The sequence below is a fragment of the Flavobacterium frigidimaris genome (assembly GCF_002217275.1).
GTDB classification, from domain to species: domain Bacteria; phylum Bacteroidota; class Bacteroidia; order Flavobacteriales; family Flavobacteriaceae; genus Flavobacterium; species Flavobacterium aquidurense.
This window is the reverse complement of record NZ_MUGV01000021.1, coordinates 42,824-66,226: the sequence shown is the minus strand read 5'-3', so window position 1 is coordinate 66,226 and position 23,403 is coordinate 42,824. Positions and strand designations below refer to the sequence as shown.

The window sequence follows — 23,403 nt, the reverse complement described above, 5'->3', positions numbered from 1 at the left end:
TTTAATGGTTGGCCTTTTTTTTAAATAAATTTTAAAAAAAGAAGTTATGAAAACGAAATTACTGTTACTTGTATTTTTTACTTTCACGATACTAATTAATGCGCAGAATACTAAAGGTATCAGTGGTGATACCAATTGGTTGAACATGTGGACAAATTTCAATCCTAAAACCACTAGCTATAACGACGCCTCCATAATAATTACGGGTACTATTACTTCAAACATGACATTAAAAAAAGAAAATGTCTATCTTTTGGTTGGTACAGTATATATTGCTCCAAATGCAACTTTAACCATTCAGCCAGGTACACTGGTAAGATGTGATGCAACTACTTTGACCACACTAGTTATTACAAAAGGAGCTAAAATTATCGCGGAAGGTACTGAAACTGACCCCATTGTTTTTACCTCGAACAAAGGTTCAGGAGACCGAAATGCCGGTGACTGGGGAGGTATTATTCTTTTAGGCGATGCACCAATAAACAAAACCGGAGGAATAGGTACTTTGGATTTCGAACTTGATCCGCAAAAAGCATTATATGGCGGAGACAACAAGGATAGCGACTCTGGTATTTTAAAATATGTTCGAATTGAATTTTCAGGAAAAAAAACAAGTGCCAATAAGCCTATAAATGGGTTATCATTAGCAGGAGTTGGAAGAAAAACAAAATTAGAATACATACAGGTTACCTCATGTGATGACGATTCCTTTCAATTCTACGGAGGATATGTGAATACCAACCATCTAATATCTTTGCGATCAGCTGATGATGACTTTGATTTTACTCAGGGTGTTCAATGTAATATCTCTAATAGTATTGCCATTAGAAGTCCGTTCTTGTCTGATAACTACGGGTCCCGCTGTTTTGAAATGGAAACTGTAGACACCAGAAAAGGAGAAGTTTTAGACAGCAAAAAAGAAATGACACGTGTAAATGCTGAGAATATGACAATGATGCATACGGAAGATATTGGAAGTGAAACCGAAGGACTTAAGCACGAAGCAATATTAATTCGCGAAAATACTTTTTTAACCTTAACCAATTCAGTAGTATCAGGATTTAGTCACCTTATTTTATTTGCAGATACAATTCCAATTTCTAACGAGTATTTAAATAAAATAACCTTAAAAGATCTGCTTATTAATGACACAAAGATTATTGGAACAACTCAAAACACAAACTTCAATTCCTTAATCAGTAATTGGTATCAAACAAAGCAATTCGCAATAGAGTTTATAAAACTTAAAAATGATGAGTTATTTAGCAACGCATCTATGAGAAGAAAACCCGATTTTAGAATTAAAAGCTAAACTAACTGCTTATCATTCCTTTGCAAAACCACATTTGATTGCTATAAAGCGTAGTTTAACAGAAAGACCATTCTTTACAAAAAATCAATAAAAAACCCAGTAATCGATTAGATTACTGGGTTTTTTATTTTCCATCAGTGAACAACGCTACTTGTTGTCTAAATTATCAATACAACTCTTTTAATGCTTTATCAAGACAAGTATAGTCAAAATACGAGTTAAGCTTAATGAATATTTTTTGCTCTTTTTGCAGAATCAGCAATATAGGAAAGCAACCACGCCATTTGTCCCTGTTTTGTAAAATAGATCTTTTTAGATTTGATATCGGGCATTTTCTCTAATAACGTCAGCAATAATGAATTTGCTGCAAGTAAGTATTTTTGAGAATAGGTTTTCAATACTTTCTCAACATCCTTGTTTTGTGGTGCCAGGGCTTCAAATTTTGCATAATCTGTTTCTAACATTGTATTGTACGCTTGTACATCCTTTACCTCAAATGGACTAAAATTTTCTATCGCACCATTTCCTTTATACAAGGTGTAAAAAGCCCAAACTGCACCACCGGACATGTAGATGTTATCTTTATTGAAAATTTTTGGACTTTGCTGATATAAATGATCTGTCTGTTCTCTTAATTCAGGTAATGCTGCAGACAATAATTCGTTAAATTCAGTAATCGAATTGGTCTTTGCTTTTTTGTTTATTTTCTCTGTAAAAGTAACCGTCCCTAAATCTAATGTTACGGGGTAAAATATCAAAATATCATCTTCACTGAATTTCTCCACATATCCGCCTTTCGTATTTCCGCCGCCAATATCCAAAATCAAAGAATTGGAATACTCTTTTGGCGGAATACATCCTTTTAATAATAACTTTGCTTCTGTTTCAGCAGTAATTATCCCTACATTAATATTAGTAAACACGTACAATCTCTGGAGTAAAATATCTACATTTTCAGCCATTCCAACTCCTGAGGATACCACTATAAAGATGTTCTTTTCTTCAATTTTATTTTCTTTAAGTAGTTTGGTATAATTTTTCACCACTACATTAAAGGCCGTGTCAATATCATTGTCCGCTAATTTTTTATCCACAGCTATACCTTTGGCGATAGCTACATTTTCTGTCCAGAAATCAACTACTTCATATTTTCCTTTTTTAATGTTTTGGACATTTATTACCGACATTTTTACCCCCTTACTTCCTATTTCAATTCCGGCATAGAGTTCTTGTGAAATTAAACTCGGAGAAATTAAAAAAATAAAAATAATTATGACTTTTAGTGCAATACATTTTTTCATCTTAAATGGGTGTTTTTTTTTAATAATAAGAGTAGCTCAATTGTATTCAAACATTGAAAAAGAATTACTAACTCATTTTCCTGTCAAAGCAGATTAGTGCTTCTTACTCTTATCAACAAAAATGGATTGCACTATTTTTATTTTAGTTTCGATGGCTTCTTTCTCAACCATCTTCACCAACCAATAACAAAGCGTAATGGCCAATACACCAATTAAACTCATAAATATAAAGTCGGCTCTGTAACTTGCATACGCGACAATCTCCATACCTGTCTTTGCACTAAGTATATGCGCAAGACTGAAACTCATGGTAAAAACAGACATGTACCTTCCCTCCTGATTATTGTGCGATCTCGTCATGGCAAATGAGTTTGAAAAAGGAAAAGTTAACATTACCCCCAGCGTCATAAAAAACATCATTACGTACAATATTCCATACCATTTGTCATTCAGTAGCAAAAGAATATAACTAAGCACCATAAAGGATAAACCAACCATTATTACGTTAAGCTTATTCATTTTGTTTTTTTCGACATAATTAACAATAGGTAATTCAAACAGCAATGTTAGTATACCGCTAAAACTTAAAAGCAAACCACTGTTTACTTCAGACAAATTAAATTGCTCTTTGTGATACAGGGTTAATGTAGTAAACACCTGAAAATACATAATTCCTGTAATAAGCGAAATGAACATATGCGTTAAAAAAGTTTTATCTTTTAATATTGCATATTTGTCTACTCCTATATTGTTTTTTTTGAGTTTAAAAGGTAATTTTCTTTCTTTAACTAGAAGAACAAAAACTAAAACTGCCAAAATACACGTAGCGGAATCTACATAAAAGAGATATTTGTAACCTATCAATATAATGATAAGACCACCCAAAGGAGGACCAAACAGAAAACCCAGACTTGTTGCTGCTCTTACTAAAGACAACGCTCTGGTTTTATTTTCTTTTCGGGTATAGGTATTTAAGGATACCAACATTGCCGGCCTGAACATATCTGCAATAGTTGTTAAGAGCAGAATTGCAATACAAAATCCTTCAAATGATGTTGTATACTGTAATGCAAAGAATATTAGTCCACTTCCAAAAAGGCTTCCAATCATTACTTTGTAGAACCCAATTCTATCAGACAATACGCCACTTAGCCAGGTGCCTATAAAGGAACCAACACCAAAACAAACCATCACCCAACCAATCTGATTGTATTCAAAATGCAGGTTCTCTCTCATGTATTTCGAGAGAAACGGAATTACCATTGTTCCCGTTCTGTTTATAAAAGTTATTAGGGTTAAAATCCAAATTTCTTTTGGAAAACCACTATAATTTTCTATATATCTTTTTCTTAAGTCGCTAATCATTTCTTTTTTTTTTGATGAAGTTTTTTTATTTTTTTGATATAATTTTAAATAAATCAAAAAGACAACTTTTTTAAATCGCTATTCTGTTCTTACTTTTATAAACCTGAATAATTGATATGAAAGATGACTTTTAAAACCAAGACAAAAAAGCGCGATACTAAACATTTCCTATCTCTGGATAGAAGTTACTTTAACTACAAATCGCTTTTTTTAAATAGTTTGATTTATTATTCAATGGATTTATTCCATTTTTTAGCAGGCACTATTTTTATTCAAAATATCCGGCTAAACCTATCTTAAATCCTTTTTAATCTTTAATTAGATGAATCCTTGTTGAAAATAATAGTGTTTACCACTACTTCTTTCATCCATTTAATAGTTTCGATTACGCCCGTTTCTTTACAAATCATATTGCAGTTTTGATGCCCCCAAGCCAGATTGTAAGGGGAATGATTGAATTCTCCTGTTTTCAGCTGATTAATATAAAAAAGGTTTATTGGGCTAATATCTTTATCGCTATCTGATTTCTCAGGAGATTCAAAGAAGTTAAGCAGAAAAGCCTCAGCACTTAATTTTTTTAAACAAAGGGGACAAATAGTGTTTTTGGCACTATCGATAATTCGGGTCTTGTAAAGTCGGTCGGTATTAGATAATTTTTGATTATTACATGCTGCATTGATAGCTGCCATTCGGTCTTCGATCTCACTTTCTGTCATTCCGGCGTCTAGTGCTACTTCTTTAGCATTATAGCAAAGCCAGAATAAATACTCTAATTGTAAGTGACAGGATTTTATCGTTAAAAGAGAGGCGTATTCTGCTACTCTGATTCCGGCTCCTTTGCAACTGCTGGTATTAAAACCAAGGACAATCTTCTCTTCGTCTTTTGAAGTTGACGATAGTATTCTTGCGACAAAATGACCTTCTATAGGAGATGTTCTTTTTTCGGCTATAGCAAGCTTATTTTTATAAGGGTTAAATTCATTCCATTGCGCCCTTGTCTCGTAAAGCAAGATCGCATTGACACCAAGTTTTAATTTCTTGGTTTTCATCATAACTAATGCATCAGGATTTGAGTAATAATCCTCAGGACTAAGGACAACAATAAATCCACTTTCAAATCTGTTTGAAGTAAAAACGGAAGTATCGAATAAATGGACTGATTCAAAAGGTATTAAAACAGTACCATTTCTATTGGCCCTGTTTTGATAAATTACATCATCATTTGCACTTCTGGTTTGCCCGGTCTTGTAGATTTTACTTTGCAGTAGAGGAGGTAGTTTGGGTAGTCGTTTTGCCATAGGTTATTGTTTAGTTGGTTGTTTTTGGTTTATTATAGATTTGCCAGATCAGGAAATACATTAGTAAATTTTATTTAAAAAAATAAATCCATAATCTGAAGGGGTATAGCAATTTAACTAACTTGAATAGACTGATGTTAAATCATAGGCATATAGACAATTTATGAAAGCTTTATAAAATCAAATTTAGGCTCAAAAAAATAATCACGAAAATCTAAAAGGCTTTTTTATTGTAACAATATTAACAATTATTATCAAATTTGTGGAACTTTTTTAGTTAAAATTTCAGGGCTTTTACGGATTTTTATTTATGCCAATTTTTCAAAATAAAGCTTTATTTCCTACGTAAAAATACCTGAAAACGGCATATGACACCTTATGAATGAGTTATTTCGTACGTAAACAAAAATCAGCATTCCTAAGGATTTGAACTTTTTAAAATTTTAACAACTTAAACACTTGTTAAAGCAAATCTGATTTTTTCATCTTACAAAAAAGAATAGATAATCTGTTTTTTTTTGATGGATTACAGCATTCTCTTTTTTAGAAAAAGCACTTTTCATCTTTTTATAAAATTAGCGAGCCCACCTGTTTAAAAAAGAACACGTGGAATTTAAAAAAGAAGAAATTTAAGCCCAAGGTTATTTGCTGAGTACTACTGTCTTTGATAATAATTATGCTATATTTACCATTAAAACAGAAGATTTTTAAAATGGATGATTTTTTAATTGGTATTGGAAAAAGACTAAAAGAAATTAGAAAGAAGAATGCACTAACCATACACGAGGTCGCAAATAGAGCTGGTGTTAGCAACGGTCTAATTTCCAGAATTGAAAATGGAAGAACGATTCCATCCTTACCTGTTTTGATCGAATTAATACAATCTTTAAATACAGATGTAAGTTATTTTTTTGAAGGTGTTGAGAATACAAAAAATGCCAAATACATACACATCAAAAAAGAAGATTACCAAAAAATAGAAAAGGAAGACCGATCTGAAACAAAGGGTTTTAATTATTACAGCATTTTTAGCAAAAGTATAAACTCTATTGGTTTTGAAGCCGTTATATTAGAAGTTGAACCAAATAGCAAACGTGATAAAGTTATTACGGATGCCTGGGAATTCAAGTATATCATAAAAGGAAGTGTAACCTATATTATTGATGAACTTGAAGTAATAGTAAACGAAGGCGATTCTTTATGCTTCAACGGAAGACATCCGCACGTGCCTGAAAACAGGACCAAAGAAAACTGCATTATGCTGGTCCTTTATTTTTATTCTGAAAGCAATAGTTAAATCTTTATTATACTTAATCGCAAGGAGCGCAATGAAATAAAACACAAAATTCACAAAGCTTTGACTATAAAACTTTGCGAATTTTGCGGTTAAACAAAAAAGGCCACCTCTAAAACAGAGATAACCTTTTAAAAATAAAAAAACATAAACTAATTCTTCGGTAATTCTAATTTATAACAGAGTATAATGATGCCAGGGAATCCAGGATATAATCAGGGTTAGCCTCTTTTAATTGCGATCTCGTCTGAGCTCCTGACAAAACACCAATTGTCAGTCCGCAGTTCGCATTTTTACCTTCTTCGATATCTATAACAGAATCTCCAGCTTTCAGTACTTTAGAAGCATCTACAATACCAAACAACTCCATTGCTTTTACAATCATTTCCGGAGAAGGTCGTCCAATTACAACATCACTGGCTGTGATTAAAGCATCATATTGATTGCCTTCTGTCCACTTTAATTTTTCCAATAACGTATTGGCAACTTCACTACTATATCCTGTATTCAGGACTATTTTTATACCGTCTTTTTTTAATTTCTCCAAAACTTCCTCAACTCCTTCAATTGGAAAAACCGAAGCGGTAAGATATTCCTGGTCCAGTATCTCTTTGAAATATTCAAATATTAATGCTGTCTTATCCAAATCATTATTGTCAAGATGAGATAAAATATCTTTTATTGCCTGATATTTTTCCTTACCGGCACCAATAGCCAAAACCAACTCTAAAGAAACATCAATTCCAAATTTATTAATGGCTTTATGTAATGATTTATAAACGATATTCTGTTCATCTATTGTTGTTCCCGCCATATCAAAAACAACCATTTCAATTTCATTAATTTTCATTTTTAAGTGTATTTATTTTTTATAAACATGCCATTTGCATGTTACCTTACTATTTAAATCCTTTTCTATTTTAAGTTTTTTCTGTCTTAAACATTAAAAATCTTATCAATGTTGTGTTTGGCAAATCCGGCACTTCCGGTCATTCCCTTACCGCCTATTCCGGTTATGATATGAATATTCTCACCAATCGTATGTTCAAAAATATCTTTGGTTTTACATTGTGAATACAGACCAAACCATCTGTTTTGAATTTCATAAGTTGGCAAATCGATTATCTTTTTAGCTTCTTCAATCATGAAATTATCAATGTCCATATTCAAATCAAATCCAAGAGAATCAATATCTTTTGCCAAAGCATATTCATGCGAATCTCCCAAAATTACAGATCCGTCCAACGCTTGTTTGAATAAAATATGAACACCATATTTCTTTTCAAAACTATCCTGATTTTCTTTTGATTTAATTGCTGCATACGATTTGCATTCTTCAAAAGACTCATATCTTCTAATGGTCAATCCTGTCAAAATAGAACCCTCTAATTTGTAATTATGTTGCGGCTTGGTTTGCAACATCTGAAGCTTAGAAACAACCAAATCGCTGTTGTTGTAAATTTCAGGATAAAGAATTTTGAAATCACTTCCGTTACAAATAATCATTTTTGAGGCTTTGTATTCTTTTCCTGTGGAAGTGGTTGCTACCACTCCGCCATTTCTGCTTTCAGTATTCACAACGGTCGTCGTCATCACTAGATCCAGACCTAAATTTGCAGTCATGAATTGGTGTAACTTATGAATCATCGTGGCTGGTTCAACGGTAACTTCCTGTGGAAAAAACAAACCTCCAGTACAATAATCAGATAGCAAACCCGAGTATTTTACCAGACATTGCTCTTTTGTCAGCAAATGAGATTCATAATCATTTGAGCTATTTATTTGATGCAATTCTTCTATTAATTGCATTTCTTCTTCGTTTGAAGCCAAATAAACCGTTCCGTTTTGGCGAATACTGATATCAAACTGCGATTGAATATCTTTGTAAATCTTTAAACTTTCTTTTCCGAAGTTTTGCCATTTCCTGTCCATTCCTGACGGCACAACCTGACCAAAATTTCTAACAGTAGCACCTTCCGGCTTGCTGTTTTTCTCCAGAATAGCAACTGACATTCCTTTTTGCAAAGCATGATAGGCATGAAAAGTTCCTAAGACTCCTCCTCCAATAACTATCAAATCATATTTTTTATCCATTCAATTTATCTTTTATGTTTAAGGAAAAGCAACTACCTGTTTCTTGCTTTTTTCATGAACCCGCTTGTTAAAATACCATAAAGAACCTATTGCGAGCAGTAATAATAATGCTGCCGATTCCAGATTTAGCCATATAAAAAAATGACTCCAGGTTTGCTTAAAACCTATTACTTCTTTAAGCAAAAGCACAATAACACTACCCAAATACCCCATAGCATCAGCGATATAAAATAAGAAACCAACGTTACCTTTAAACTTCATTACCGCAACTAATCTTTCAAAGACAAGGCAATGAAATAATATGTAAGGAAGATAAACTCCTATTCCGGTCGTAATCATCCAAATGACAGGAGATATAAGTCCTTCTTTAAACAACAAGGTAAAAAGCATAATTACAATTGCTCCGCCAGCAGTAAGATACATACCTACACTAAAAGCCTTTTTATTATTTCGGATCAACACACCCGCTGCCGCTATAGCAAGAACAATTACAGCCACCGGAATTTCTGTAAGGGTCACAATTTGCGGAGATCCCGAATATCCTTTCTCTGCCCAAAACTCCACCATAAAATTGTCCCTAAAATCCCTAACAATAGTAAGAATGACATAAATACCGACCAAAGCAAAATAGCCTACTCCATTATCTCTAATAAATTTTTTGCGTTGCTCACTATACATAGGTACTCGCTCTGATCTTGCCTTGATGTCGCTTTCATCCGGATCCTGGTTTTTATTAAGAATCCAAACGGACAAAAGGAATAAAGGAAAAAACAACAAACCTGTATAAAATGGCATCGTATATTCATCTGCATTAAAGTCTCTCATAAGCAGCAATCCGACCGTTTTTACCAGTCCGGTTGAGAATATAAATGTGGCACTTAGTGCAGCCGCTAACATTTCGGTATTTTTTCTTCCTTCAATATAAGAAAAGACGATACCGAACACCATTCCCAGAGGCAAGCCATTTAAAAACAATGCCAGTATTTTCCATTTTCCCGGAACAATAGCAAACAAGCCCAACATCAATAAACCAAAAGAAATAAAGGCAATTAGCCATTTTGCTCTTTTTGACTTCGGCATTTCAGAAATAATTTTTATTCCTATAAATTTTGAAACCATATAACCCAAAACCTGACTTAGTACTAGTATTGTTTTAGCATCTAGCCCGTAGCCAAAAGCAAGCGAAAGGTATTGACCTGCCAAAAATGATTTGCGCACCGCATACATTCCAGTGTAACATACAAACACTGCAACCACAATTGCAAAGGTAGATATTTTTTTACTATTTGTAAATTTTTTGCTTTTTTGAAACATGCTAATGATATTAATTTTTAGCAAAAGTAAACCTCTAATCAAACATAAATATTATCTAAATGTAAAATAATAGTTATTAAAGTTTACAAATAGTAAATATTGTTTCGTAAAAATAAAAAAGATAGTATTTTTGAAAAGCACAATAAAACCTATGGTTAACAACGATTTACCAATTACACACTTAGCCACAACAAAGAGAATAACCGGGTCTAAGGGAAAAACAAATAAATATTCAGCAACATTTTTATTCTGAGTATTTTTTTTAAACAAAATATTACAAATAGTAAACAAATTAAATCATAATGACAATCAAAGCAACGGCAATGGTTTTTTCTGAAGTAGGCCAGCCATTCGAAAACCAACAAGTAATTTTAAACGAAATAGACCATAACGAAGTACTCGTTCGTATTCTTTATACAACGATATGCACCAGCGATATTCATACGTTTACAGGAAAGAGATCTCTAGCTTGTCCTTGTGTTTTAGGACATGAAATTATTGGAGAAATTATAGCCAAAGGAAAAAAAATAAACTGCGATTTTAATGGTCACCTCTTAAGTGTTGGAGATCTGGTTACCTGGTGCGTGTATGCTTTTGACAAGACGAGTGAAATGGCTAAAAAAGGAATACCTCAAAAATCTGAAGGTCTCTACAAATACGGGCATCACCAATTTAAGCCCGATGATGGATTAAATGGCGGACTGAATGGCGGATTTGCTACGCATTGTGTATTGAAAAAAGGAACTGCCATTTTTAAACTACCTGATTTTTTAAGTTATAAGCAGGCAGCCCCGATAAATTGCACGCATGCTACAATTGCAGGAGCGTTGCGCGTAGCGGGTTATCTTGAAAACAAAAATGTAATGATTACCGGAACTGGTATGTTAGGACTTTCGGCCTGTGCAATGGCCAGGGAAAGCGGCGCTAAAAATGTATTTGCCATGGATATTAATCCGGAACGTTTGGTATATGCTAAAAAATTTGGTGCGAATAAGTTGGTTGATGCTAATTTATCTGCTGATGAAATTAGAAAACTTTATCCAAAAGAAAAAATTGATGTCATTATCGATACAACGGGGATTCCTGCTGTAATGGAGCTGGGAATCGAAACCCTTAATATTGGTGGTATCGCAGTCTGGATTGGAGCCGTTTTTAATCAACCTGATACAAAAATAAATGCCGAAATGATTGTGCGAAACCTCATCACTATAAAAGGTCTTCACAATTACACACCAAACGATCTGGGTTTTGCTGTTGATTTTATTGCTAAAAATCATTCAAAATATCCTTTTGAAGAACTCGTTGGAAAAGAATTTCTGCTAGAAGAACTACCGGAAGCTTTTGAATCTGCCAAATCAGGAGAACATTATAGAGTTGGGATTCGACAATAAAATTTTAAAAATTCCAATTTTTTGAAATTCCAAATCCTGAATTACAAATGTTTTATGTTTCATGTTTCATGTTTTATGTTTCATGTTTCATGTTTCAATAAAAAAGCCAGAATCAATTTAGATTCTGGCTTTTTCTATTATACTAAAATTACAAAATATTGCGATTTGGAATTTGGAATTTCAAAAAATTGGAATTTCAAGATTTTGAATTTAAAATCTTTATTTTGTCAACCAGGCATCCTTTAATGGATCATCTGTTCCTCCAAATTGATCTTGTATTGCTTTTTGATAGTTTTGTGGATTGTATGCAGACTCTGTTGCCATATACATCCATCTGCGTGGCAAAACACCATTTGCGGTACCAATTCCAGCACCTCCGCTTAACAATGCCGGTACTCCTGTACGACGATAGTTATAGAAAGCTTCCCATCCGGAATTGTTAAACATCGCCATGTATTTTTGCGTTAAGATTTGATTTAAACCTGTTGCATTATCGCCTGCATAAGCCACATTTGTCAGGAATTGAGCAATATTAACAGTAGCGGTTCCCCAAACATCTCCTTGCTTTAGACCTTTAGGATTCACTTTAACATTAGAAGAACTAATTGGGAAATTGATACTAACAGCTTGCCCTTCCGTTAAACTATAAGTTGCCAGTGAAGCATTAATTCCTTTTAGGTACCAATCTTTAGCATTTTGCCCTGTTATCCAGCCTCTGTTAATTGCCTCAGCAATATTAAAGCACATCTCAGAATAACCTATAAAGATAAAAGGCTCCGCACTTGCTCCGGTTTGAGAAACATAATAACGATTATAGTTAGCAAAAGAGTACATACCATTATCCGAATTGGTTAGCAAACTTGCCTGCGATAAATTGGGATCAGAACCTACGAAAGCAGAAAAATCACTAACCGCTTTTCCTCCTGTTACCTGAGCAGGTGCCGGAGTCGACGTAACAAGAATTCTTGGATCCTGTGTTTGTGACCCTATGTTTAAGTACGTAGCACCAGGGTTTGAGAAATTATTATATGCATTTAATTGCAAAGAATAAATAGGATAACGGTTTACGGCATTATAAACATAAACCATATTATCAGCATTTCCAGCCATTATTGGGTATTGCGCCGGATTGTTGATGATATTGGCAAACTTTTGAACGACTTGCAAGTCTGCATTGTCCTGCGCTCTTTTACTTAAACTAACTAAAACACGTAAAGTATAAGTATTAATTAATTTTTGCCACTGCAAATAGCTAAAGTTAAAAATATCACCGCCTGCATCTACTTTTGTAGAAGCTAACGTTGGTGTTGCTGCGATTAAGTTTTTCAATAATGTATTAGCATTGTCCAGCATAAGCAGCGAACTTTTATAAACCTCTTTCTGATTGTCATAAGCCGGCGTTAAGTTCTTAGAATCTCCTGCTTGCGAAAATGGAATATCCCCTACTCTTTGTGTCAACCAAATACCTGAATACGCTTTAAAAAATTGTGACAACGCAAAGTAAACATTGGTGTTATTACCGGATTGTTTAACAGCTTGTGTTTCTAAGCTTAAGGCATATTTTAGAATATCATAACTATCGCTGGTATTACCATAATTGTAGTTATTATTAAATCTGTAATATTGATAATTAGATATATTATACTGTGCACCACCAGCAGACAAAGCCCAGGGTTGCTCATCAGTACGTATCATTGTAGCTGTTAAGTGATTCAACAGCAAAGTTCTTGGAATAATTGCATCTGCATTTGCTACGTTAGGGTTATCAACCAAATCACCTTCCTGGCAAGAGAAAAAACCTAAACAACTGATGCTTAATAAGCTGAAAATTATATTTCTTAATTTCATGGAAATAGAAAGATTAAAAAGTTAAATTAATATTGAAACCATAACGACGAACAGTTGGACTAGAAAGGTCGCTTCCTGCGCTACCTCCAACCAAAGCTCTGTCAGAAGCATTATAACCTGATGCGAATTGATCCAAATCGATATCTTTGCGCGCGGCGAAATACAGTAAGTTTCGGCCTACCAAAGAAAAAGTTGCTTTTTTGATGAAGGAACGAGCCAGGAATTTTGCCGGCAAACTATATCCAAAAGAAACTTCTCTAAGTTTTGCATAAGAACGGCTAATCATATAATATTCATCAGCATTAGCACCGATACCACTTGAAATATAACTTTGTACAGAGACTGGTAAATCATTCTGAGCAAAAGTTAAATCATTTAAATTATCAATTTGTCCATTGCTAAAGTGAGGTGTACCTGATGTAATTTTAACTCCTGGACCAACATAGGAAGGTGTTGCCGCTTTTGTACCATTGGCAGTACTGTTCCACTCTGCTAAACGGGCCGCACCAAAATCACCAGTAGCAGTTTCTAAATCTGTACCACCATTCATTGCATGATAATAAACGAAATCATACATTTTACCACCTATACGACCATCAAATTGAAAGCTTAAACTGTATCCTTTATATTTGAAAGTATTGGTTATACCAAAAGAAAAGTCTGGATTTGCATGTCCCAAAAAGCCATTATTGGCAATACCTCCAGGCGATTGCAAAGGCAATCCACCACTTCCGTTGACAATATTACCACTTCCGTCTCTTACGAATTTGGTTCCGTAAATAGCGTCAAGCCTGTCTCCAACTACAAAGTTGTGGCCGTTTTGTTGTAAATACTGCTGATCGCCATAAATTTCTTTAAGTGTTTCTTTATAAGAAGAGTAATTTAAATTAACATCCCAATTTAAGCCTGCTGGATTTCTCAAGACTGATCCCATTAATTCAAGTTCTATACCTTTTTTAAGCGTAGTTACTCCGTTAATCAATTGATTGTTTGAGGCAGTTGCAGTCGAAACCGGTAATTGAAAAATATTAGGACCATTGGTTGTTGTAAAATAAGTAGCATTTAAGCCCAATCGATTAGAGAAAAATTTCACATCAAATCCTGCCTCAATTGACTCTACGTTAAATGGTTTTATATTTTCGTTAGCAATAGTGTTTGATAACGTAATTGATGGCGTTCCGTTATAAAAAGTTCCTGAAGCCACTGGCGATTCATTCACATAAGTCGGACCGTTGTAAGGTGTATAATTCTCTGTTCCGTAACCAAGTAATCCAAATACAGGTTTGCTGTTCCAACCTGTACCTAATGCTGTAGAATTTAAAGCATTATAAGAAGTACCAATTGTTGTAGCGGTCAAACCACCTTTAACATCGGCGTACGAAGCACGTACTTTTAGGAATGAAATAACCTCTGGTAATTTAACATAGTCTGAAATCGCAGAACTTATCGCTACTGAAGGATAAAAATACGTGTCTTTACCCTTTGGTAAAGTGGATAGTTTATCTACACGGCTAGTAGTATTAATATTGAAATAATTTTTATATCCAATATCGAACGAATAAAAACCACTATACACCTGCATTTTAGAACCGAAATTATAACTATACGGTTTAGCTGCTGAATTATTCATATTATAAACTCCCGGAAGCGATAAACCCTGAGTGGTTTCCCATGAAGAATCATAAGTAAAAGAACGTTGGTTTGCTCCAACTAAAGCACTAATATCCCAGTCACCAAACTTATGTTTATAGTTTAAAATTAAATCGGTGTTGTTCTCCATTAAATTTCTTTGATCTCTCCTATAATCCCCGTACCAGCCAAAACTATACCATGGCAAATACAAATTTAAATTGGCCGAAGCCGGAACATCTTCTGTATTAAGCTGATTGTACGTGTTTATAGATTGTCTCAACGACAAATCAAAATCATTATTAAATTTATAAATAGCTTTCAAAGACCCGTAAACATCTGTTTTCTGTCTTCCTTTTAACCATTCATTGGCCATAAACCAGGCATTGTTCAGCCTTCCGTATTCTGGCGCATATTGAGTCAATCCGGGAACACCTTGCGGTCCTTTATAGTAATCCTTTAAATCATTAATATCATAATCTGCCGAGCCGTAAACTTTAAACATATACACATAACTGTTAGGGCTATATTGTACGTCAGGTACATTTGGAGAATATTGTAGGTTTAAATTCAAATCTGCCTCAACTCGCAATTTATCGTTGATATTATACCCCCAATTAATTTTAAAGTTATCTATATCTAATTTCGTATTTGGAAAAATCCCCTTTTGGTAGGTATGTCCGTATGATGCACGAAGATTGTACTTTTCACCACTTGCCGAAAGTCCAATGCTGTTGGTACTTACGTAACCGTTCTGTACAAACTTGTTAAAGTTATCAGCTCCACGATTCAACCAGGGTGTTTTTTGTCTAATTCCTGTTGCCGGATCATAAGGGCTATCGTATTGTTGCGTTTCAAAACCACTATTAAAACGTGGTCCCCATTCCGGCAAACGTTGTTTATTGTCATACAACACATTCCCGTAGGTATATTGATAATTACTGCCTCGACCATATTCTGTCTGACTTTCTGGCAATACAATAAATCCTTTATCCAACTCCGTTGTACTATTAAAATCGATCTGCCAGCCACCACTAGTTTTTGTACCCTTTTTTGTGGTGATTACAATTGCCCCGTTAATTCCTCTTGAGCCATACAATGCGGCGGCATTTGGACCTTTAAGTACTGTATAGGTTTCAACGTCATCCGCATTAAAATTATACGAATCTGAATTTACAGGTTGACCGTCTACAACATACAAAACATCTTTACTACCACGCAACACCACTGTTGGCGCGCCATAAAACTCTGAGCTTGCACCAATTTGCAGTCCCGCAACTTTTCCTGCTAACGAATTAATAGGGTTAGCATCACGACCTAAAGTAAGATCCTCTCCTTTAATCTGTGATTGAGAATACCCTAATTTTTTCACTTCTTTTTTAACTCCAAGAGCCGTTACTACTACTTCTGTTAACATTTCCTGTTCAGGTGCCATGTTAATAGCTAATTCAAGCTGATTTGTCAGCAGGACTTTTTGAGACTTATATCCCAAAAATTTAAATAAAAGTGATTGGCCGCTATTGGCTTGTATGGAGAATTTCCCATCCAAATCAGTGACAACACTATTACCAGAGCCTACAACCTGAATACTTACTTGTAGCATTGGCTGATTGAGCTCATCTGTAACCTGCCCTTTGAACAAGGTTTGCGCAAAGACCGTATTACATCCCAATACGAAAAACAACAATAGCCCTTTTCCTAACTTTTTTAAACTCATTTTTTTTCTTTTTTTAAATTCATTTTGCTTTTTAAGTGGGGTATCAGTATTAATTTATTATTTACAAAAAATGTGAAACAAGGGATAAAACATTTTACCTGATCAAGATGAAACCCATTTTATCAAAACAGATTTAAAAAGCGCTTTTTATGAATTCAACCCTCGCCGCTTTCTAAATGCTTATTTTTTCAACCCTGAATTAAATTATTAGTATTAGTAAATTAATCGATGCAAAAATGGTTTAATTTTTATCATTAGTAAACTTTTGTATTTTAAGAAATTCTTAACATGGCATTAATCTTAGGTAAGTAAATTGTTAAGGGAGAGTACAAATGAATTAGACTACAATGGTTTTCACGGAAAATATTTAGCAAGAAGACAAAAAAGACAATTTTGTAAAAGTTTACAAATAGTAACATTTTGGATATTTGTAGTTGCAGGATTTGAAATAAAATACTTCTTGTGAATGGAAGAACTCAAGCCTTATATCACCTTTATTGATTAGAATGATTTAACACACAGATCTAAACTTCAAAAAAGACACTCAAAATTAGGGTGTATATAAATCACTACACGTTGAGCAGATCAATTAGCGCAGCAATAAATTTACGAAATACCGTAAAATTAAAAATCATTACATAGCACCTAAACATCCGTAAACAAACGCGTTAAGCACTAAGGTATATTCTTTGGATAGTAACTGGCACGATTAATATAATCCCTAACAAACAATTAATAACCCTTTAAATTTTTAACAAATGAAAAAATTACTTTTAACAATCGGACTGATTATAGTATTCCTACCGGGTACTCAGGGATTTTCGCAGACAAAGAGAACTCCCGCAGCTTTAGGAAGAGAAGAATATATTGAGGTCGAAAAGAATGTTCGCCTTCATGTAACTGATCTTGGAACGGGACAGCCAATTGTACTTATTCAAGGCTGGCCATTAAGTGATGCCATGTACCAATATCAATATGCTTTTTTTATTGAACAGGGATATCGTGTAATTGGAATTACGCTACGTGGATACGGATTGTCTGATAAACCGGCCGGAAAGTACGATTATGATGTTTTTGCAGATGATATTAAAGTAGTTCTCGACAAACTAAAAATCGAAAATGCCACATTAGGCGGTTTTTCAATGGGTGGCGGAATCGTTATACATTATACAGCAAAATACAATGCAGCACACATCTCAAAATTGGCTTTATTTGGAGCCGCAGCACCAATTTGGACTAAAAGAGCGGACTTTAACTTTGGGTTTTGGACTAAAGAAGATGTGAATGGTCTTATTGAATTAAATAATACCAACAGACCTCAATTATTCGATAATTTCGGAAAAATATTCCCTGCAAATGAAACCAGTGTATCTCCCGGATTAGGAAATTGGTTAGGTGCAATTCAAGGACAATCGTCTTTTTACGCTACAGCCGAATGTTTAAAAGCATTAAGAGATACTGACTTACGCGAAGATTTAAAAAAGATCAATGTTCCAACCTTGATTCTTCATGGCAAATTAGATAAAATCTGTTCTTATGAATTAGCGGAACAAATGCATGCGAACATTAAAAACTCAACATTAATTCCTTTAGAAAAAAGCGGACATGCCTTATTTATTGAAGAGTTAACAAAATTTAATACGGAGCTATTGAATTTTATTAAAAAATAATAAAAACACAATAAGAGGTTTGCCTTTTAAAGGCAGGCCTTTTATTTAATTAGCAACTTCAAATACAATTCAAATAGTTTCTCTACTAAAATGCTTCAATTGAAATTGAATGTATTGCTTTTTAAGTAAATAAGCAGTACTAATTCTTTCATTACAATTATTCCGTTAATAAATTAACGAAATAGCGTAAATTAAAAACAATCCAAAAAATAGCAAATCTTTACAAATCAACAACTTAACCCTTAAGGCATGTTATTTGAATACTGTTTAGCTATTTATTTTCTTTTTAAAATTTAATAAGCCAGTGCAAAATTTTTATTTCTTAATCTAGATTAATCGAAGCACCGCACTTTCTATTATAAGTTTGTACTGTAGCAAATGAAAATTTAAACATTTAACAAAATAACATACAAAAAGACAGATTTAATTTAAAATTGAAAAATTATATCTAAAATTCAATAATCTAAAACCATAAAAAAATGAGCACATTTACAGTAAAAGACGGAACAGAAATTTATTACAAAGATTGGGGAAACGGGCAACCAATTGTTTTTCACCACGGATGGCCTTTATCTGGTGATGACTGGGATGCACAAATGATGTTTTTCCTAAAACAAGGATACAGAGTTATTGCACATGATCGACGTGGACACGGTCGTTCTGGTCAAAGTGCTGAAGGAAACAATATGGAAACATATGCATCAGATGTAGCTGAATTGACAGCGGCTCTTGATCTAAAAAATGCTATTCACGTAGGTCACTCAACCGGAGGTGGTGAAGTAATACGCTATGCAGCAAAATACGGAAAAGAACGTGTTGCAAAAGCGATCATAATTAGTGCTGTAACGCCAATAATGATTAAAAATGATGCAAATCCTGAAGGTGTGCCATTATCTGTTTTTGATGAAATAAGACAAGGTACAGGATTTAGCAGAGCGCAGTATTTTTATGATTTCCCTATTCCTTTTTACGGATGGAACCGCGAAGGACAAACCGTTCAGGAAGGTATTAAACACAATTGGTGGCGTCAGGGAATGATGGGATCCGTTTTAGCACATTATGAAGGAATAAAAGCTTTCTCTGAATCAGATTTTACAGAAGATCTTAAGAGTTTAGATATTCCGGTACTTGTATTACACGGCGAAGATGATCAAATTGTACCTTATGCTCAGGCACCAAGAGCTGCAGCACTTTTGAAAAACGGAAAATTAATTTCGTATCCGGGATTTCCTCATGGTATGCCAACTACAGAAGCTGAGACAATCAACAACGATATTCTGGCTTTTATTAAATCATAAGTACGTTACTAATATCAATCAAAACTGCCTGAAATAGTCCGCTTTTAAAGGCAGTTTAATTCTTCAATTATGAATTCGAATTCCGCACAACAACCTTCTTTTGACACGGTTACTGAAGCATTACAATGGCTTAATCAGCAGGGTTTTACAGAAAATTTTAATCTTGACGAAAATTGTATTCGCTACAATAACAATTCACAAACCATGTCTCCTGAAGAATTCAAAATCAAATATCTATTTCGCTTTGAAGGCGATACAGATCCCGGAGACGAAGATATAGTGTACGGCATACAATCTGAAATTTATAATATAAAAGGTGTTTTAACAAGCGCTTTTGGCATCTATGCAGACGCTGTTTCTGCCGAAATGATTAAAAAATTATCAACTCACTAAAAAATAACATCATGAAACCATCAAAAAATTTATTATCCCCAGATAACCACGCTTTAGTCTTAATTGACTTTGAAGGACAAATGGCATTTGCCACAACAAGCATTCCGTTAAGTGAATTACGTACTAACGTTGCAATTATTAGCGGTGCATCAAAAATCTTTAATGTGCCAACCATTGTTACAACGGTAGCCGAAGAAAGTTTTTCAGGACCTGTTTTTCCCGAAGTTGAAGAATTTTATCCTATGGCAACTTCAGGATATATTGACCGTACCACCATGAATACCTGGGAAGATGAAAACGCTTATAAAGCAATTACGGGAACAAAAAAACAAAAATTAGTTCTTGCAGGATTGTGGACAGGTGTTTGTATCGTTGGTCCTGCCTTGTCTGCAATTGACGAAGGTTATGAAGTTTATGTAATTACAGATGCTTGTGGAGATGTAAGCAAAGAAGCGCACGAACGTGCTATTCAAAGAATGATACAAGTTGGTGCAAAACCAATAACTTCAATTCAGTATTTATTAGAACTTCAAAGAGATTGGGCACGTCAGGAAACGTATGTTCCGGTAACAAACCTGATGAAAAAATATGGTGGTTCTTATGGTTTAGGAATTCATTATGCGCACAATATGTTAAAACACTAATTGTTGAGGCTTAACTATAAATAATTGAATTATGAAAGCAGATCTAATTTTATTCAATGGCAAAATTCATAGTTTCAATACTGAAACTCCCAATATAACTGCCGTGGCAATCAAAGACGGAAAGTTTATTGCTGTTGGAAATGATAGCAATGTAATGGAATTTGCATCTGAAACTACCAAAATAATCGATCTTCACAACAGAAGAGTTGTGCCCGGAATTAACGATTCGCACATTCATCTTATCCGTGGCGGATTGAATTACAATTTAGAATTGCGCTGGGATGGCGTTCCTTCTTTGGCAGATGCACTAAGAATGCTAAAAGAGCAAGTAGATCGTACACCAAATCCGCAATGGGTTCGTGTGGTTGGTGGTTGGTCTGAGTTTCAATTTGCAGAACGCAGAATGCCAACTCTGGAAGAAATAAATGCCATTGCTCCGGAAACTCCCGTTTTTATTCTGCATTTGTATGACAGAGCGATTATGAACAGAGCGGCACTAAAAGCCGTTGGTTATACCAAAAATACGCCTGCGCCACCGGGAGGACAAATTGAACGTGATTCGAACGGCGAACCAACCGGACTTATTATTGCAACGCCAAATGCGATGATTTTATATTCGACTTTAGCAAAAGGACCGACACTTTCGTACGAACATCAAATCAATTCAACCCGTCATTTCATGAAAGAATTGAACCGTTTTGGCATTACGAGTGTTATTGATGCCGGAGGAGGTTTCCAGAATTTTCCCGACGATTATAAAGTAGTCAATGAATTGAATGAAAAGAAACAGCTTACCGTAAGAATTGCTTATAATCTTTTTACTCAAAAACCAAAACACGAATTTGAAGATTTTGAAGATTGGATTGACACTGTAAAATTGTATCAGGGAGATGATATGTACCGCCATAATGGTGCCGGTGAAATGCTCGTTTTTTCTGCTGCTGATTTTGAAGATTTTTTGCAGCCAAGACCTGATCTTCCTGAAAACATGGAGGCGGATCTGGAAAAAGTAGTGCGTCTTTTGGTAGAAAACCGCTGGCCGTTCAGGCTTCATGCTACCTATAATGAAAGTATTACGAGATTTCTGAATGTATTTGAAAAAGTAAATCAGGACATTCCGTTTAACGGACTTCCGTGGATATTTGATCATGCCGAAACAATTGACGAGCGAAATATCGAGCGTGTTAAAATTCTTGGTGGTGGAATCGCTGTACAAAGCAGAATGGCCTATCAGGGAGAATATTTTACAGATCGATATGGCGCAAAAGCAGCCGAAAATACGCCACCAATAAAAAAAATGCTTGAAATGGAAGTTCCTGTTGGAGGTGGATCTGATGCTACAAGAGTAAGCAGTTACAATCCGTGGGTTTCTATGTATTGGATGACGGTTGGAAAAACAGTTGGAGGTTTGCAATTGTACAATGAAAGCAGATTAAGTCGAGAAACTGCTTTAGAATTATACACCAGAGGTAGCGCATGGTTCTCTCAGGAGCAAGCCAAAAAAGGAGATATCAAAACCGGAATGTTTGCCGATTTAGTGGTTTTAGATCGTGATTATTTCAATATTGACGACGAAGACATTAAAAAAATTGAATCTGATTTGACAATTGTCGATGGAAAAATTGTGTATGCCAATGGAGATTTCTCCTCCTTTTCGCCACCACATATTCCGATTTTACCAGACTGGTCTCCAACCAATATTTACAATGGATATCCGGTTAGAAGTAATTTGCAGAATGCCATCGAAAAAAAGGCTAAAGAAACGGCAAAACCAGGTTTAACATCTCAAATACACAGCTGTAGCGGAAGCTGCGATGTTCACGCACATAGTCATGATGTTGCCCGATTGAGCAACATTCCGATAAATAATTATAATGCATTTTGGGGAGCGCTTGGCTGTTCTTGTTTTGCATTTTAAATTTCAAATAAAATGATAGAAATTATAAACCAAATCCTTTATTCTGATTTAGGAACATCATTCAATAATGCTGCATTGTTAATTTTCAGGGTTTTGCTGGCTGTAGAACTTTTTAGAGTGCATGGAATGAAAAAATTCAGAGTGGAGAACGGACAAAGAGAACATGTTCCGAATCCTTTCCATTTACCTGAAAAACTAAACGGATTAGTGGCTACTTTTTCAGATACTGTAGTTCCGTTTCTTATTATTTTAGGTATCGGAACCCGACTAGTCGTGTTGCCCACAATTGGTGTTACCGCTGTAGGATATTTTGTCGTACACAGAAAAGATTCACTCGAAGTACGCGACGTTCCTTATATGTACACCTTATCCCTATTATTAATTCTGGCACTTGGCGCCGGAAAATATTCACTTGATTATTATCTATTAAACCTAACTTAAAATGAAAGCAAACATCGGAATTAAACAAGAAAGCATTACAAAAGTAGTAGATGTATTAACTAAAGTTCTGGCTGACGAATTTGTATTATATACCAAAACAAAAAAGGCGCACTGGAATGTTGAAGGTCCGGATTTTTACAACAAACATATCTTTTTTGAGCAGCAATACGAAGCGCTTGACGAAGTTGTCGATGCTGTTGCAGAAAGAATTAGAACGTTAGGACATTATGCACCCGGAACGCTAAAAGAATATTTGGCGCTAACTCATCTTACCGAAGAATCAAGAGAGAAAAATGACAGCGCCGGTTATATTAAAGAATTACTGGCTGACCATGAAAGTATTTTAATTCACTTGCGTGAAAACATCAACAATTTTGCAGCTGAATTGCACGATGCCGGAACGAGTGATTATATCACGGGACTTCTTGAAAATCATGAAAAAATGGCCTGGATGCTTCGCGCGCACTTGAAATAAT

General features: G+C 34.6%; 18 protein-coding genes. 10 read left to right on the top strand and 8 right to left on the bottom strand.

The window, feature by feature from the left end:
* Positions 1-46 precede the first annotated feature (46 nt).
* Positions 47-1,312: a hypothetical protein gene (locus B0A65_RS13460; RefSeq protein WP_074662994.1), complete on the top strand. Its 1,266-nt coding sequence runs from the start codon at positions 47-49 to the stop codon at positions 1,310-1,312.
* 224 nt (positions 1,313-1,536) lie between these two features.
* Here the strand turns inward: B0A65_RS13460 and B0A65_RS13455 are convergent, their stop codons facing one another.
* The 3 genes from B0A65_RS13455 to B0A65_RS13445 all read right to left on the bottom strand — a co-directional run bounded on the left by B0A65_RS13455 (position 1,537) and on the right by B0A65_RS13445 (position 5,276).
* Entirely contained in the window at positions 1,537-2,613 is a 1,077-nt protein-coding gene (locus B0A65_RS13455) for a Ppx/GppA phosphatase family protein (protein ID WP_074662997.1), read from the bottom strand.
* A gap of 93 nt (positions 2,614-2,706) precedes the next feature.
* On the bottom strand, positions 2,707-3,978 hold the full coding sequence (locus tag B0A65_RS13450; protein WP_074663132.1) for an MFS transporter: 1,272 nt from the start codon (positions 3,976-3,978) through the stop codon (positions 2,707-2,709).
* A 314-nt stretch (positions 3,979-4,292) separates the two neighbouring features.
* Positions 4,293-5,276 carry a BstXI family restriction endonuclease gene (locus B0A65_RS13445; RefSeq protein ID WP_074663000.1) on the bottom strand — a complete coding sequence of 328 codons (984 nt, stop codon included), beginning with the start codon at positions 5,274-5,276 and terminating at the stop codon, positions 4,293-4,295.
* Between the two features lie 712 nt (positions 5,277-5,988).
* Between B0A65_RS13445 and B0A65_RS13440 the strand changes: the two genes are divergently transcribed.
* On the top strand, positions 5,989-6,573 hold the full coding sequence (locus B0A65_RS13440) for a helix-turn-helix domain-containing protein (RefSeq protein WP_089069635.1): 585 nt from the start codon (positions 5,989-5,991) through the stop codon (positions 6,571-6,573).
* Between the two features lie 166 nt (positions 6,574-6,739).
* Here B0A65_RS13440 and B0A65_RS13435 read toward each other — a convergent pair whose 3' ends face one another.
* The 3 genes from B0A65_RS13435 to B0A65_RS13425 form a co-directional block, all read right to left on the bottom strand.
* Positions 6,740-7,420: a phosphonatase-like hydrolase gene (locus tag B0A65_RS13435; RefSeq protein ID WP_074663006.1), complete on the bottom strand. Its 681-nt coding sequence runs from the start codon at positions 7,418-7,420 to the stop codon at positions 6,740-6,742.
* 86 nt (positions 7,421-7,506) lie between these two features.
* Positions 7,507-8,664, bottom strand: coding sequence for a TIGR03364 family FAD-dependent oxidoreductase (locus B0A65_RS13430; protein ID WP_074663008.1), 1,158 nt, complete (start codon positions 8,662-8,664; stop codon positions 7,507-7,509).
* Between the two features lie 18 nt (positions 8,665-8,682).
* Positions 8,683-9,978: a DUF5690 family protein gene (locus B0A65_RS13425; protein WP_074663011.1), complete on the bottom strand. Its 1,296-nt coding sequence runs from the start codon at positions 9,976-9,978 to the stop codon at positions 8,683-8,685.
* A 302-nt stretch (positions 9,979-10,280) separates the two neighbouring features.
* On the opposite strand from B0A65_RS13425, the gene B0A65_RS13420 reads away from it, so the two are divergent.
* Positions 10,281-11,369: a zinc-binding dehydrogenase gene (locus tag B0A65_RS13420; RefSeq protein ID WP_074663014.1), complete on the top strand. Its 1,089-nt coding sequence runs from the start codon at positions 10,281-10,283 to the stop codon at positions 11,367-11,369.
* Between the two features lie 219 nt (positions 11,370-11,588).
* Here B0A65_RS13420 and B0A65_RS13410 read toward each other — a convergent pair whose 3' ends face one another.
* Both B0A65_RS13410 and B0A65_RS13405 read right to left on the bottom strand, forming a co-directional pair.
* Positions 11,589-13,217: a SusD/RagB family nutrient-binding outer membrane lipoprotein gene (locus B0A65_RS13410; RefSeq protein WP_074663020.1), complete on the bottom strand. Its 1,629-nt coding sequence runs from the start codon at positions 13,215-13,217 to the stop codon at positions 11,589-11,591.
* A 13-nt stretch (positions 13,218-13,230) separates the two neighbouring features.
* Positions 13,231-16,563, bottom strand: coding sequence for a SusC/RagA family TonB-linked outer membrane protein (locus B0A65_RS13405; RefSeq protein WP_074663022.1), 3,333 nt, complete (start codon positions 16,561-16,563; stop codon positions 13,231-13,233).
* A gap of 758 nt (positions 16,564-17,321) precedes the next feature.
* Between B0A65_RS13405 and B0A65_RS13400 the strand changes: the two genes are divergently transcribed.
* The 7 genes from B0A65_RS13400 to B0A65_RS13370 all read left to right on the top strand — a co-directional run bounded on the left by B0A65_RS13400 (position 17,322) and on the right by B0A65_RS13370 (position 23,402).
* A complete protein-coding gene (locus tag B0A65_RS13400) occupies positions 17,322-18,233 on the top strand; it encodes an alpha/beta fold hydrolase (RefSeq protein ID WP_074663025.1) in 912 nt (303 codons plus the stop codon).
* A 479-nt stretch (positions 18,234-18,712) separates the two neighbouring features.
* Positions 18,713-19,531, top strand: a complete 819-nt coding sequence (locus B0A65_RS13395) for an alpha/beta fold hydrolase (protein ID WP_074663028.1) — start codon at positions 18,713-18,715, stop codon at positions 19,529-19,531.
* Positions 19,532-19,600: 69 nt separating this feature from the next.
* Positions 19,601-19,924, top strand: coding sequence for a phosphoribosylpyrophosphate synthetase (locus B0A65_RS13390; RefSeq protein ID WP_074663031.1), 324 nt, complete (start codon positions 19,601-19,603; stop codon positions 19,922-19,924).
* An 11-nt stretch (positions 19,925-19,935) separates the two neighbouring features.
* Positions 19,936-20,568: a hydrolase gene (locus B0A65_RS13385; RefSeq protein WP_074663034.1), complete on the top strand. Its 633-nt coding sequence runs from the start codon at positions 19,936-19,938 to the stop codon at positions 20,566-20,568.
* Between the two features lie 31 nt (positions 20,569-20,599).
* A complete protein-coding gene (locus B0A65_RS13380; protein WP_074663037.1) occupies positions 20,600-22,486 on the top strand; it encodes an amidohydrolase in 1,887 nt (628 codons plus the stop codon).
* A gap of 12 nt (positions 22,487-22,498) precedes the next feature.
* Positions 22,499-22,927: a DoxX family protein gene (locus tag B0A65_RS13375; protein WP_074663040.1), complete on the top strand. Its 429-nt coding sequence runs from the start codon at positions 22,499-22,501 to the stop codon at positions 22,925-22,927.
* 1 nt (position 22,928) lies between these two features.
* Positions 22,929-23,402 (top strand): Dps family protein, encoded by a 474-nt coding sequence (locus B0A65_RS13370; RefSeq protein WP_074663043.1) that lies wholly within the window; start codon positions 22,929-22,931, stop codon positions 23,400-23,402.
* Position 23,403 lies beyond the last annotated feature (1 nt).